This is a genomic window from Shewanella sp. MMG014, from assembly GCF_018100775.1.
GTDB classification, from domain to species: domain Bacteria; phylum Pseudomonadota; class Gammaproteobacteria; order Enterobacterales; family Shewanellaceae; genus Shewanella; species Shewanella japonica.
Genome location: NZ_JAGJDZ010000013.1, coordinates 53396 through 68215, shown reverse-complemented (window position 1 = coordinate 68215; position 14820 = coordinate 53396). Strand labels below are relative to the sequence as shown.

Below are 14820 nucleotides of genomic sequence, written 5' to 3'. Positions count from 1 at the left end.
CAAATACCTTTTTTGTGATTACGACGAACAATAACCATGAGCGATGTGTGGTAATAAAGTTTCATTTATCGCATTTTATGTTCTAGACCGCTTAAAAAAGAATGTTTATGAGCAACCAAAAGTGTGATCAGTGTCTAACAAAAAAAATCACAGTCTGCTTAGTGCATGCTTATGGCGGATTCCGTGATCAAGATCGCCACAGCATCACCGTAAAACACCATAAAAAAACCTACCAATAGGTAGGTTTTATCTTTAAAAACGAAAAGCTGGTGATATCAACTGGCTAGCTAGCCAATAAACAAGCAGCTTATGTTGCTAACGCTTTGCCAGCAAATAATCTAAACCACTGCAAATCGCCGCCACTTGAGCCAAAATACAATTTTCGTCATCTGATAGCGGACTGTCCGGATAAACTTCGGTCGTGGTTTTGTATTGAGCTTGGGTTAACCCTGCACATAAGCCAAGTTCACTGCACGGATAGTTAATCACTCCAAACTGTGACAATTCAACACCAATCAATTTGCCATCATCATCTGCAGGCGCGATGTGCGTCACTGCAGCAACGCCTTTTATAATCGCTGTTTGAAATTCATCCTGTGGGTTTTCAGAATCACCAACTAAATAAAAACCATCTGGAATATTCCAGTTATGATTCACTTTGCCTTCTCTAGCGGCAAGTGCAGGTCTAAATTCTGAATTATCAGTATCTGTGGTTTCATGCAGATCAATATGAGCAAGAAAATCGACACCTAAATCTGACACAGCGTTAAGCAATGAAGCAGACTCTTCAGCTGGGCTATTAGGGTAAAATGAGCGATTAGGATCGACTGCGTTAGGGTTCCAACGGTTGATCGTCTCATAACCCCATGGGCTAACACATGGTGCTATGACTAAATTGAAATGTTCTGCGTAGGCTTTAGCTTTAGTTTCGACAAAACGAATCGCCCCTTGAACACCACTGGTTTCATAGCCATGAACGCCACCAGTCACAAGCACAACAGGCTTATTGGCATCCCACTCATCTTTGATAAGAAATAAAGGGTATTTAGCTTCATCGTACGATAGCGCACCATATTGAGTAACAGTAAAAGACGTTGCTAATGCTTCTATTTTTCTCACAACCTCTTGCTGATAACTGCGTTTAATTTGTTGCAGCGAAAACCATTGCTGCTTATCTTCATCAGTCCACTTCTGACCCTCACGGCCAATGTGATACATTTCGCTTTGTTGCATATAGGACCTACTTTTATATTTATTATTTTTTACTCAGTAAAAAGCGTAAACCTGCTGATTGAGATAATCCGTTAATGCCAACAGGTTTATTACCGAATGCAGCTTAACAAACAGCTTGATGGTCGTTAATAGATAAACTGTAAGAGAAAAATCGCGTGTCTTTAACAAAGCCTATTTTTTCATAAACCGATTGGGCAGGAAAGTTAACCTTTGCAGTCCCTAAATCCACTCTTACTGCATTCAGGCCTCTTGCTAACTCAATAGAGCACTGAATTAATCGATTGGCAACGCCTTGATTTCGAGCGTCAGGATCAACGAACAAATCGTTAAGCACCAAAATCTTACCTAGCTCAACTGTTGAAAAGCTTTGATAATTTAATACGAAACCAACGGGATTACTTGCTTCGTCGTACGCTGCAAAAATGAAAGCTTCTTGCTCACGCAAACGCGCGGTTAAATACTCGATATATTGATTTTTTGGTAACTCAACACCATAAAAAAACATATATTGCGAAAAGAGCGGCAAGATATCGTCAATGTCTGACATTGTGACACGGTTTATTATCATTATTTCCCTCATTTATTATTGCTGGTAAAGCAAGTATTGGGTGCAAACATCCTTAATTGCGCCCTTGTAAAATACTGTTTATAAGCCTGAATTTTCAAGCTCTTGTTCATCAAGACCTAATTGCTTAGCGTAACTCACATTAGGCACTATGCGCATTTCAAATTTTAAAATTTTATAGCAAGCATCGTAAAATGCTTCACCAAGCCATTGCTTATCATATTGCTCTAGTGCTCGCAGCATCGCATCAGCAGAAGAGCCCTGTTTAATCGACTCAGGTGCCATCGCATCAATAAAACTTGCCACTAAACCGTACAAGTCTTTTTCTGCATCACCTTCAACCGACCAAAGTGTCGGATCGGCATATTGCGCGGCATAATGAGTTGCCGCAATATCAGAACCAATACCAAAGTTCACTAATGTGGCTTTTTCATCACGACAAATGATGTTTTTAGGGCAAATGGCTCCATGGTGTATATCTAGACTATGTAAATATTGCAGCGCAGTTAATAGTTGCACAAACCATAATCTAGGTTGGCCTACCTCGATAGTTTGCACTTCATCAAGTCCAACACCCTGAACCCAATCACGTGCGATAAACAAGTCATCAGATTGAGGTAACTGTCCAAACGCTAATACTCGTTCTACATGAGGATGATAAATCTTCGCTAAACTACGATACATATTACTTAACGTGTGCCATTGATTGTCAACATCTTGATAGACACTGACACAGCAAGGGTAGTTACCTTGGATATGCAATGCTCGCCACAACTGACTACGTGAAGTGGCCGAGATAAAATGATCTAACCGATAGTGATGGTCAATAACAGCACCTTTTTCTATTTCGACCTTCTGCGGCAGGGTATCACATACACCCAAGTCAATTAACGCCGATAAATCACAGCGAATGGCATCTAAATCTATCGTACTGCCATTGGCTGCAGCGCGGTACCATTGGTAAATTCGAGGTTGCAGTGTTTTTTCAGCTAAAGATAAAAACGCTTGCGCATAGGCTTTAATATCTTCGCTGGTGTTTAGTGAATCTTTAATATCAATAAATTCAACATCAGCATCTTCTGAGATAAAGATACAATTGTCGGCCCAGCCACCGATGGTATAACCTCGACGATGGATCTGTTGAAGCCCTGTCACGCTGCGTCTTAGAATTTCAAGTAATTGATAGGTGGTTTGTTTATCTACTTCAAAAATATTAAGCGGCACACCACGTGGCATTCTTATCGGTAGCACAACTTGCTCACCATCTTGAATTAACGGCGCGCAAAAAGGAACACAACTGCAGCCTGATAATGACTGAATACGCTTAAATTCATCTCTCAGTTTTTGCTCATGGTTAGTTGCATCAATGCTGTGCTCAAACTGGCTTGTCACGAGAATTTTTAACAGCCAAGGGGCTGTCCAACCACCTGGATTGTACTCAGATTGCCAAACCTCTAAACCTTGTTGTAAAAAGAGACATTTAAGCTTAATAAAATCTTGGATCTTATTATTACGCTGCTCAACTAACGCCACTTGGCCAATCGTATCCAACACCATTTCTTTTTGCGTTTCAGTTACAGGGTGGATATGAGGCGCCGTCAAGCCCCACTCTTTTGTCAATGCTTCAATGATCTTCGCTGGGGTATAAATACTTAGTTTTCCGGTGTCTTTTTCGACCAGAATTTCTTCCCCTTTTCGGCCAGTAACAAACACCATGCCTTGACACCAAGGAGCGTAAACTCCCACTGGAATTTTATTTTTAAGCTTACCCGCAAGGACTCGAGCAACATAGTTAGCTTTAGACAAGCTATTATCAACATGGCGTCCATCGAGTGACCAAGCATGGAGACCTGCATTCAATCGACCGATGTAGCCTTTTACATCGACAACATAAACGCCAAATTCACCCACAACTAAGGCATCAACTTCCATGGCTTGGCCGGTATGAGTTGGAATTTCAACGTTTGTGAGAAGTAAATAATCTTCAGGAAGTTCGTCTGATAATAAAGAGAATGCCCAACGTTCGGCGTCGTTAACTGGGGTACCAAAGCTAATATGTCTTGCCATTGAGAATGCGACTCCACTAATAATTATTATTTCTGCATGTGGCTACATCCTATAATAGAAAGGCACAAAAAAACCACCTTAAAGGTGGTTTTTGTTTTCATAATATTAACAGTCATTACATCATATTATTCTTGCTTACTACTCACTGAGATAAGACATAGTTCATCTAGGTTTAGCAAGCCATAATTAGCAATGAATGCGAGCTCATCGAGCTAACAGCGTTAACGTGATGTCTGACTAGTGAGAATGCGAGCAGTTATCATCACATTCATGGTCATCGTCAGCAAATTCGTCATCACCCTCTTGGTGTTGCATCACGCCCCAACCATCTGTCATGCCATCAAACTCTTGAGCAAAATCATTTAGTTCAATTTCTTTTGCGACTAAAGTTTCATATGCTGGAACCATATTCAAACAAACAATCAGCTCCCACTTTTCAATCTCTTCACTAAAGTTAAGCTCAAGCTCACCTTTTAGATCTGTTTGCGTTAACGCTTCAAGCGCTGATTCAGCATCACGTTGATCATCAAAAATCAAAAAGAAATCAACATCTAGTGCAACGCTTAAATCAATACCTGATTCGGCCATCGCCGCAAGCATTTTACCATTATCATCATCAGGGAATTGCATGATTGTATCCTTATACGCTGGCAACGATTTTAATACGTTCACCATTAAACTCGATTACGTCTCCAACCACACACTTCTTGCGTTTGCGGGTATCAACGTCGTTGTTTACTTTTACAAGACCCTCAGAGATAACGTGCTTAGCTGCGCCACCACCATCTACTAAACCTTGTACTTTTAATACTTTATATAACTCTACAAACTCATCGCCACTCAATAGTGGAAACTCTGCAACGTCGCTGCTCATTCAATATTGGCCTTTAATCATAAATATACTGCGTATTATACCTGATCAGGGATTAATACCAATCTTAAAACGCATTGAATCATGCAAGCTTACTGCGTTGCTTGTCTTCATTAAAGCCTTAGCATGCATCTAGCATCAACATCGGGTCGCTGTGAATATAGTTAAATGCGAGTTGCTGGCAAATTAAATCACCAACAATCACTTTGCTGGGTTGTTTATCGTCATTAAAGCTTGGCTCGGCTAACCCCAAATGCTTAGCAGCATACCGATAAAATTCGCTGCGAGTCGGATGCTTAGGCGCGGCAAGGTTATAGGTCTCACTAACAGCTTGGTGAGCGCTTGTTGCCTTCACAATTGACGTCACCGCTTGAATACAATCATCAAGGTGAACTAGGTTTACCGCAACATTACCCCCTGCAATATTCTCTCTACCAGCAAAGAACTTACCAGGATGCCTTTTGGGACCAATTAAACCAGAGAAACGAAGAATACAGCTGTTGTTCATAGCGGTAAATTGCGATTCAGCCTTAAGTAATATGGCACTTTTATCATCATAAACCTGTGCATCATTTTCTGTCATATTTTTATCAATGGCAGGATAAACCCCAGTGGTACTAATAAAGATTACTCGCTGGTATTGACGATCACCAATCAATGACATTAATCGCTCAACATGCGTCAGGTACTCACTTTCTCCACGTCTGAGTCCCGGCGGAATATTCACAATTAACATGTCTGCATCGAAAAGCCCCGCATACGTCATTGCCTTTGACTCGAGTTCATTATCATTGATGGTACTTAAATCGAGTTCAAAAGGATTAATTTTATGCGATAACAGCGACGCACATCCTTCAGCAGTCCGCTTTGTTCCTGAAACATTAAAGCCTTGCTCGACAAGTAGTTTTGCCAGAGGTAATCCGAACCAGCCGCAACCAACAATCGCAATATCGTTCATACTTTCACTTCCGTATTCAATGATTCTTAGGTGGGAGATTAACTTATAGAATGAGCGAGTATAAAGCGTGTTTAGTAATATTGAACAGGGCTTTCAACAATTTATGCAATGTTAAAACAATCCTATTAGGGCTTACTCAGTTTCGGTTTTGACGATGAATTACCTGTTGAGTGATGGGGGTACTGCAGTTACTGAATAAATTTGTGACTTGTTTAATCTTCAATATGGCTTACATAAAAACAAACAGGACTTTTAGCTTGAAGCGTATCGATGACTTTTTCAGGTAATGTATCTATCTTAACAGTTTCAACGATGTTCACACCTTCATCTGTTAAACAGCGGATGGCAGATTGGCCTCCTCGTTCATTACAGCTATAAACTTGGGGCAATTTTGATTGGCGAGATGTCATAATAACTTTTGCAAAATGGCCATCAGATAACTTTACGACAGAGCCTGGTGGATAAATGCCTAACACTTTGACCAATATTTCAATGTATTCCTTTGCATGCTTACCGACTCGGGTTTTGAACAAGGTTCCTAATGCCACTTGAGGCGAACCAGTTTTCAGTAATAACCCCGCATAATCATTAGCTAGCGCAACAATTTGAGTTAATGCTGGAATTTTTTTCCCAGACAATTTGTCAGGGTAACCGCTGCCATCAATGAATTCGTGATGATGCAAAACAATATTCAGCATAGGCGCAGGAAATAACCCACTGCGATTGAGCATCTCATACCCCAAATTAGGGTGTGTTTTTTGGTAATTTATTTCTACAGAAGTTAGATCCGTGCGCTTACGTCGAATTGCATCAGGGATTTTTAATTTGCCTATATCATGAAACACACAACCCAATGCAATATCTCTAAGCTCAGTAGGTGTTAGCCCAAGGCTTTTTGCCATCATCATAGACAATACAGCAACAGATACGCTGTGCTGGGTCATACTCGGCTCTTTATCCACACTGGTTACAAGCACAAACTCAGGATGCTGAGTTTCAGTAAGGTGCGTCATTAACTGTTCAACCACAGACGCAGATTCACGATAAGACACTTCGGCGTCACTGACGACTTTACTGAAAGCGGGTCTCAAATCGCTGGCGGCTTTATTAAAGCGCTGTTGGCTTGAACGTATTGATTTTCTGATGGCGCCTTGAATATCAAACTCAACGACTGGCTCGACAGTCTCAACCACTTCTTCAGGCTTATCATCAGCTAATAAATGCATCCCGCTAATAACGGTAACGTAGCTAATATCCAAACTGTTAATTAATTCGATTTCAGCTTGCGAGGTAACAGGGACTTTATTGCGAAAAAATGGATTGTTAAACCACGACAAAGGCAGCTTTACCGTTAGCCCGACAACAATTTGCGACAAGGGAATATTGATAGGTTCCGTTTTTGACACTATTAGCTACCTTTGAAATCCATACAGTTCATATTAATGCGAAATTCAATAATCGTTAATTCACATTATGATAAATGTAACGTATTGCATCAAATATACTATAAATAACGTCAAAAATATTGCAGCTTATCTAACAAGTTGATAAAACCGCTAGTTTTTTTCGTGAGTTTGCTCAATTACGGACGGATTTTTCGGTCGATTATATTGTTTTGCTTGATGCGCATCGAGCGTCTTTTCAATCAATTCGGTATTACTGTCTTTTTGATGATGTTGCTCAGCATTAAGATAGTCAGTTTCATTTTGCCAATCTTTAAAATAGTAATGTAACCGTTTTGATTTTAATAAATAAATTGCAGACCAGAAAATAAATAACGCATCAAGCGCAAAGCTCACACGAAACAAAAAGTCATCATGAACAAGTCGCTGATTCAATATGATGGCATCGACAATCAATAATAACCAAAGTCCATATTTAATCTTATTAAAAAAAGGCCTTGCGAGCTGAGGCGCCCGTTTTCTTTCCGCTATAATCAGCCCGTATATGATAACAGCGCCGACGCCAGCCATTAATGCCATTAGGAAGTCAGATTTCTCGGGATAAAATAATCGTACTAAGCCTGCACGATCATTAAACTGAGTGAGTGATGCGATAAAAACACACCAACCACGAGCCAGAAAGACCAGTATCAGATATAAAAAAATGGGGGGTTTTATGTGCCCTTTTTCATCGAGCCAAGTGATATTACTAAAATTCACAACTTACCTATCAACATGCTTATAGTTGAACCTATATCAACTTGGTTAACCTGCTTTACTGTTTAAACCGACAACATCAGTGTAAAGCAGTGCTTGTTAAAGAGATAAGGGTTAAATCTCATAAAACAAGCACCCAAGTGATACATTCTTATCTGCAAACTGATTTGTGTGTATGGATTATGCCTTTAATAAAGTTAATAGCTCGTCTTCATTAATCACTTTAACCCCTAAATCCTGCGCTTTAGCCAGTTTAGAACCAGCGGCCTCACCCGCCACTAAGCAGTCAGTATTTTTTGATACACTACCCGCTACTTTCGCTCCCAAGGCTTGTAATTGAGCTTTAGCATCATTTCGATTTAGCTGAGTTAAGGTGCCTGTTAACACCCACGTTTGGCCTTTAAGACTTAATTCAGCCTCATCAACCGCTTTAATCGCAGGCCAATTCACGCCTGCTTCAATTAACTTATCAATGACTTCAAGGTTATGAGGTTGAGCAAAAAAGTGCGCAATATGCTTTGCCACAATTGTCCCGACATCATCCACTTCAATTAAGGCATCAATATCTGCCGCTTTAATTGCATCCAGCGTTTTATAGTGACTTGCTAAGTTAGCGGCTGTTGCCTCGCCCACTTCACGGATCCCCAAAGCATAAATGAAACGAGCTAACGTCGTGGTCTTCGCATCATCTATCGCAGCAATTAACTTTGTCGCTGACTTCATTGCCATACGTTCAAGCATGGTCACCATTGATGCAGTTAAGGTAAACAGTTCAGCAGGGCTTTGTACAAGCTCCTTGTCAATCAGCTGCTCAACGACTTTATCGCCCATACCATCAATATTTAACGCTTTTCGTGAAGCAAAATGCTTAATCGCTTCTTTACGTTGAGCCTCACAAAACAAACCACCGCTGCATCGAGCAACCGCTTCGCCCTCAAGACGTTCCACTAAACTTTGACATACGGGACACTCTGACGGGAAAGTAATCTCAGTCGCATTATCAGGGCGTTTTTCAGGCACAATGGCCACGATTTGTGGAATAACATCACCCGCGCGGCGAATAATTACGGTATCACCAAGTTTGACGCCTAAACGCGCTATTTCATCGGCATTGTGTAACGTGGCATTTGATACAGTAACACCGCCCACGAAGACAGGTTTTAAACGTGCAACTGGCGTTACCGCACCTGTACGACCGACTTGAAAATCCACATCTTCTAGTAAGGTCATTTCTTCTTGAGCTGGAAACTTATACGCGATAGCCCAGCGCGGCGCACGCGCAACAAAACCAAGCACTTGTTGTTTAGCAATATCGTTAACTTTTATGACGACGCCATCAATTTCATAAGATAACTCACTTCTGCGAGCCATAATATCGGCATAATAAGCGAACACTTCTGGTAAAGACTCGCAGACTTTCACTTCTTGGCTTAACGGTAGTCCCCATTCTTTAAGCTGGTTTAGTTGCCCAAAATGGGTATCAGCTAGAGGAGTCACTTCACCTTCGACTACCCCTAATGCATAGGCATAGAAGCCTAGTGCACGTGTTGCAGTAATTTTACTATCTAGCTGTCTTAAACTACCTGCGGCCGCATTACGTGGATTAACAAAGACCTTTTCGCCTTTACTCAATTGACGTTCATTTAATGCATCAAAAGCCGCTTTTGGCATGATGACTTCACCACGCACCTCTAATAACTCTGGAAAGTGTTCTCCACGTAATTTGAGTGGCACTGACTTAATGGTTTTAACATTATCGGTAATATCTTCGCCCACCGCTCCGTCACCACGTGTTGCTGCCCGTGCTAATATACCGTTACGGTATAGAATACTGACAGCTAGACCATCTAATTTAGGCTCACAACAATAATGAACCGTATCGACTTTTTCGCTAATACGTTTATTAAATGCCTCAAAATCAGCTTGTTCAAAAGCATTATCAAGGCTCAACATTGGCTTTAAATGGGTAATTTGATCAAATTTGGCCAGAGGAACGCCGCCTACACGTTGCGTCGGAGAGTCCGCACTCATTAGTTCAGGGTGAGCTGTTTCAAGTGCGATTAAACGTTGCATTAAACGGTCATACTCAGCATCTGGAATACTAGGAGCATCGTCAACGTAATAACGAATATTATGGCTATGCAGTTCACTGCTAATTTGCTGAATTTCTGTTTTAATGTCTTGCATAAAAATTACTCATCTAAAGACAAATAAGGCCGCAAGTGCGGCCTCATTCTATTATCATTTAATATTAAATTGTCGCCGCTTACGCTACAACTCTGATACGGCCTAAATACTCTTGTTTGGTGCTATCCGTCCAAGGTTGACGTTGGCCATCTAAGACTTCTGCACCTAAATCATCAGCCAACTGCTGAGCAGAATTAAGCATGATTGAGAAGTTCATTAATGGATCGCCGTGACAAGGCAGAGTCATAAACAACACCACACCTTGGGTGACAAATTGCTCCATGTTATCTGGGTCAAATACGCCCGGTTTAAGCATGTTTGCCATCGAGAATAGTACTTTGCCGTTGCCAGCATTATCTAAGTGACGGTGGAAAATATCCATGTCGCCAAATTTGAAGTTTAATGACAGCAAGCTTGGTAATAGCTCAGCACCATGCATTTGTTCACCTTCACGAGCAACCACATGAAGCACTAATACATCTTGAGGCTCACCTAACGGCTCTTCTGGTTCTGCTGTGTCTATCACAGCATCTTGTGAAGTCGTCTCTTGCAATGTTGGTTTAACTGTCTCATTTACTGCCGCTTGAGCGACACTCGCGTCTTGCTTACTCTCTGCAGGCTCAACGTCAGCGGTCGTCATGGTTTCCACTTGGCTCGATTGTGGTTGAGAATAAGAGTCTTCTGCAAACAACGCTTGCTGAGTTGGCACGTGCTCTTCAACTGCTGGTTGAATTTCTGCAATAGTTTCTTGAACTGGCTCGCTTACTTTCAGTACAGGCTCTTTACGCTCAGGATGATAACTTGGCGCTTGAGTATTAACCGCAGATTGATTTTGTAAACCAATGCCTTTTTTAGATCCCACTTCATTGATTTCAACATCATTATTGTCGGGTTGATGGCCTGAAGGTGTAGGGGTTGGGCTTGGTTCTACTTTAGCGCCTTCACTTGTATCACTGTCCACTTTAACTCGACGAACTTCGCCAATACCGTCAGCATCAAACCCTTGAGAATCTCGCTGCTGAGCTTGGTCTTTATAAAAACCCGTCATTGGGTTGTCTTTTAGGCTTTTTGGTTGTTGTTTACGAATAGACCAAAAACCATGAACCAGTACTGCAATTATCGCTATTGCACCCAGTACAAACAAAACCAGTTGAAAATCTTCCATTGGTAACCCTGTAATCCTGTTTAATCCGCGTCGGCTAGTGCCACCGCTTCATCGATATCTACTGCGACTATACGTGAAACTCCCGGTTCATGCATAGTGACACCTATTAATTGATCAGCCATTTCCATGGTTATTTTATTATGACTGATATAAACAAACTGCACACTCTGTGACATCTCTTTGAGTAAACGACAAAATCGCTCAACATTGGCGTCATCAAGTGGTGCATCGACTTCATCGAGCATACAAAATGGTGCAGGATTAAGTCTAAATATGGCAAATACTAATGATAAAGCGGTTAACGCTTTTTCTCCACCACTAAGAAGGTGAATCGTACTATTCTTCTTACCTGGAGGTTGCGCCATAATGGTCACCCCAGTTTCAAGTAAGTCGTCGTCGGTCAATGCTAAATATGCTTTACCACCGCCAAAAACTTTAGGAAACAACCTCGATAAATCCGCATTCACCGCATCAAATGTCACTTTAAAACGACTACGTGTTTCTTTATCAATTTTTCTTATTGCTTCTTCAAGACTGGCTAAGCCTTTGTTTAAATCATTATCTTGATTATCTAAGTAGGCTTTTCGCTCGCTTTGCTGCTCAAACTCTTCAATAGCGGCTAAGTTAATTGCCCCTAAGTGACTTATTCGCGCCCTGACTTTATCTAAACTCTTTTGCCAAGCGCCAACTTTAGCCCCTTCAGGTATCTCTTTGAGTACCGCCTGAATAGTAATTTGTTGCTCTTCGAGTAATTGGTATTGACCGTTAGCTTGACCTTTTAAACCTTCACGCCGTAACTTTAACCCGCTGAGCGATTGAGTCAAGTTTTGAAGTGCACCAAGCTGTTGTTTTTGAATCAATACCGCACTATCGACACGTGTTTGCAACTCAGCTTGTTGCGTCCTGTTGGAATTTAACAATTGTTGCTTTGTTTGTTGGCTATCTAATTGCTGCGATAGTTGATTTTGTAACTGGGCTAACTGCTGATCGCCCAAGGTTTCATTTGTTTGTTTTTGCAGCAATCGCAACTGTTCCGTTTTTTCAGCAAGTCCTTGGCAAACTTGCTGTTGCTTGCTTAATTGCGCAGAAGTCACCGCAGATTGAGTTTGTAACGCCTGTGACTTTTGTTGTAACTGATTAACTTCACGTTCATGCTGGCTACGTTTCGATTTGCATTCACGCAATTGATGATTCGCTGTCTGCCAGTCTTGATTTGCTTGTTGCTGATGAGCCAACTGCTGCTGGTGCTGACCGGTTAACTGTTCAACTTCACTGGATAGCTGTGCGACAGTTAACTGCCCTTGCTCTATTTGTTGCTGACAATTGACGACTTGCTGATCTAAATTGCTTTTGCGTCGCTGTGTTTCTTTTTGCTGTTTTTGTAAGCTAAGACTCTGTGCCTCAAATTTACTGCAATTAAGCTGCAACTGATGGCACTTAGCTTGAGACGCTGCCATTTGTCCGTGAACATCAGCCACTTGCTGAGTAAGCTCGCTCACTGCAATTTGTTCAGCGAGCAGCGTTTGCTGCAGTTCAGTTATTTCTGTGTCGAGTTGCACAGCTTCATTTTTAAGTGCAAGCTCAGATTGCTGACCTTCTGATTTACTAATCACAAAACCTTGACCGACGAGATAGCCGTCTTTGGTAGCAATAATGGTGTTACGAGACATTCTATTCTCACGAGATACAGAATTGCCACGAGATACAGAATTGTCACCAAACTCAGTATTAGCATTTGGGTGTTCGAGTATTAACTTTGCCTCGATAATGGAATCAACCCAAACCACCTGTTCAAGCCAAGGAGCAAGATTCACAGGCGCTTGAATTTGCGTCTGACTCCAACCTTTATCGCAGCTGACAAACCCTCGTTCATCCCAATTATCAAGCGTGTTGACTTCTGTCTGTAAAATGCCCTGCAAAAGCAAGTCTACTGCTTGCTCCCAACCTGGAGTGACATTAATCACCTGCCATAAGGCTTGTTGATGCTCAGGCTGATTGTTACTCAACCATTGATCAATCAACTCATGGCGAGCAGTCAGCGAGGTTAAATGTTGCTTATTTTGCTGATACTGTTCAGATACTTGCTGCAGTGATTGTTGCTTATCTTCTAGCTGTTCAGTTAACTGATGTTTGATGTCATCTTCTAGTGCTAACTCTTGGGTTAGTGATGTAATCTGTTCATCTAACGCCGCTAGCTCTGCATGATTATTTTCATCAGTGTTGTGTTGTTGCTCAGCTTTTAACGAAATCAGCTGTTGCTGCAACACAGATAAACTTTGCTGCTGATGCTGCAATTTGTTTTGAGTTAACGCCGCTTCCATTTTGGCATTTGACACCGTATCAGACAGAATACTCAGGTGCTGTTGCAGCCCAGCAGCTTTTTCATCAACTTCTTGCAGTTGTTCATCAATGATAGCTAATTCTTCATTTGCATTACTAAGCTGTGGCGTTAAAGACTCAATTTCTGACGTCAGTTGCTGTTCTTGTACTGATAATGTTTGCAACTCATTGCTGGCTTCTTGATGTTGTTTCGTCACATCAGCTAATTGCTGCTCAAGCTGGGAGTCTTGTTGCTGTTGATGCTTCAATTGCTGCTCAAGCTTGGCAATTTCTGTCCCCGCTTGATAATACTGCTCAACGAGCTTTTGTTCACTATCTGATAAGTCAGTGAGTTGGGCCTTTAGCTGAGTTAGCGTAAGTTCGGTGGTTTCACCTTGGGCTTTTTCTGCCGCAATAGATAACTCAAGCTGATTAATTTCAGTCGCAATATTATCACTTTGGCTTTGCAGTTCTTGATATCGCATCACCAGCAATTGAGCATGAAAGTCACGCTCCTGCTGCTTAAGTTCACGATATTGCTTGGCCGCTTGAGCCTGTTGGTCAAGTTTTTCTAACTGAGTGCCAAGCTCTAAGCGAATATCGCTCAGCCGCTCAAGATTTTCACGGGTATGGCGGATCCGATTTTCAGTTTCACGGCGACGCTCTTTGTAACGAGATATTCCCGCCGCTTCTTCAATAAATACTCTAAGCTCTTGGGGTTTTGATTCAATAAGCCGTGAAATGGTGCCTTGCTCAATAATGGCGTAACTGCGGGGACCAAGACCTGTCCCCATAAATAAGTCAGTAATATCTTTACGGCGACACTTTTGACCATTAAGGAAATAATTAGAGTCGCCATCACGGCTCACCTGACGTTTAACAGTGATCTCTTGATAACTGGCATATTGACCTGCAAGTCGGCCATCTATATTTTCAAAACTCAGCTCAATACTGGCCACTGATACAGGTTTACGGGCGCTTGAACCGTTAAATATAACGTCCATCATCGAGTCGCCACGTAAATGCTTGGCACTACTTTCACCCAGCACCCAACGTACAGCATCAATCACATTGGATTTACCACAGCCGTTTGGACCAATAATGGCAGTCAATGGTTGATTAAAGGGAATTTTGGTTGCGTCAACGAACGACTTAAAGCCAGCAAGTTTTATTTGTTTTAATCGCATGTTGCTTAAGTCGTCGTTCCGTTAGGATAAGTAAGTGATATAAAAGTATGAATCAGATATACAGCTAACTTTACCAATCGCGCTGCATTTTGTAACGATTTTTATGACT

10 protein-coding genes and 1 pseudogene are annotated in these 14820 nt (G+C 41.5%); all 11 read right to left on the bottom strand.

Translation table 11 applies throughout. The features are described 5' to 3' along the window. Positions 1–315 precede the first annotated feature (315 nt). The 11 genes and pseudogenes from J8L86_RS18210 to smc all read right to left on the bottom strand — a co-directional run bounded on the left by J8L86_RS18210 (position 316) and on the right by smc (position 14711). Positions 316–1233: a M14 family metallocarboxypeptidase gene (locus J8L86_RS18210; RefSeq protein WP_211031235.1), complete on the bottom strand. Its 918-nt coding sequence runs from the start codon at positions 1231–1233 to the stop codon at positions 316–318. Between the two features lie 103 nt (positions 1234–1336). After that, positions 1337–1801 carry a GNAT family N-acetyltransferase gene (locus J8L86_RS18205; protein ID WP_055024693.1) on the bottom strand — a complete coding sequence of 155 codons (465 nt, stop codon included), beginning with the start codon at positions 1799–1801 and terminating at the stop codon, positions 1337–1339. 78 nt (positions 1802–1879) lie between these two features. Further along, positions 1880–3865 (bottom strand): NERD domain-containing protein kinase family protein, encoded by a 1986-nt coding sequence (locus J8L86_RS18200; protein WP_055024694.1) that lies wholly within the window; start codon positions 3863–3865, stop codon positions 1880–1882. 237 nt (positions 3866–4102) lie between these two features. Next, positions 4103–4495 carry a ribonuclease E inhibitor RraB gene (locus J8L86_RS18195; RefSeq protein ID WP_065110594.1) on the bottom strand — a complete coding sequence of 131 codons (393 nt, stop codon included), beginning with the start codon at positions 4493–4495 and terminating at the stop codon, positions 4103–4105. 10 nt (positions 4496–4505) lie between these two features. Continuing rightward, positions 4506–4739: an RNA-binding S4 domain-containing protein gene (locus J8L86_RS18190; RefSeq protein WP_055024696.1), complete on the bottom strand. Its 234-nt coding sequence runs from the start codon at positions 4737–4739 to the stop codon at positions 4506–4508. A gap of 118 nt (positions 4740–4857) precedes the next feature. After that, complete coding sequence (locus J8L86_RS18185; RefSeq protein ID WP_082972486.1) at positions 4858–5694, bottom strand: SDR family oxidoreductase; 837 nt, start codon at positions 5692–5694, stop codon at positions 4858–4860. A 212-nt stretch (positions 5695–5906) separates the two neighbouring features. Next, complete coding sequence (locus J8L86_RS18180) at positions 5907–7100, bottom strand: HD-GYP domain-containing protein (RefSeq protein ID WP_211031234.1); 1194 nt, start codon at positions 7098–7100, stop codon at positions 5907–5909. 303 nt (positions 7101–7403) lie between these two features. Further along, positions 7404–7856 (bottom strand): annotated as a pseudogene (locus J8L86_RS18175) (DUF2919 domain-containing protein); the annotation flags it as partial. 177 nt (positions 7857–8033) lie between these two features. Further along, positions 8034–10040, bottom strand: coding sequence for an NAD-dependent DNA ligase LigA (ligA, locus tag J8L86_RS18170; protein WP_211031232.1), 2007 nt, complete (start codon positions 10038–10040; stop codon positions 8034–8036). Between the two features lie 79 nt (positions 10041–10119). After that, the gene (gene zipA, locus J8L86_RS18165) at positions 10120–11205 is read right to left on the bottom strand and encodes a cell division protein ZipA (RefSeq protein WP_065110598.1); all 1086 of its coding nucleotides are present in this window, start codon (positions 11203–11205) and stop codon (positions 10120–10122) included. Between the two features lie 20 nt (positions 11206–11225). Further along, complete coding sequence (gene smc / locus J8L86_RS18160; RefSeq protein ID WP_211031231.1) at positions 11226–14711, bottom strand: chromosome segregation protein SMC; 3486 nt, start codon at positions 14709–14711, stop codon at positions 11226–11228. Positions 14712–14820: the final 109 nt, after the last annotated feature.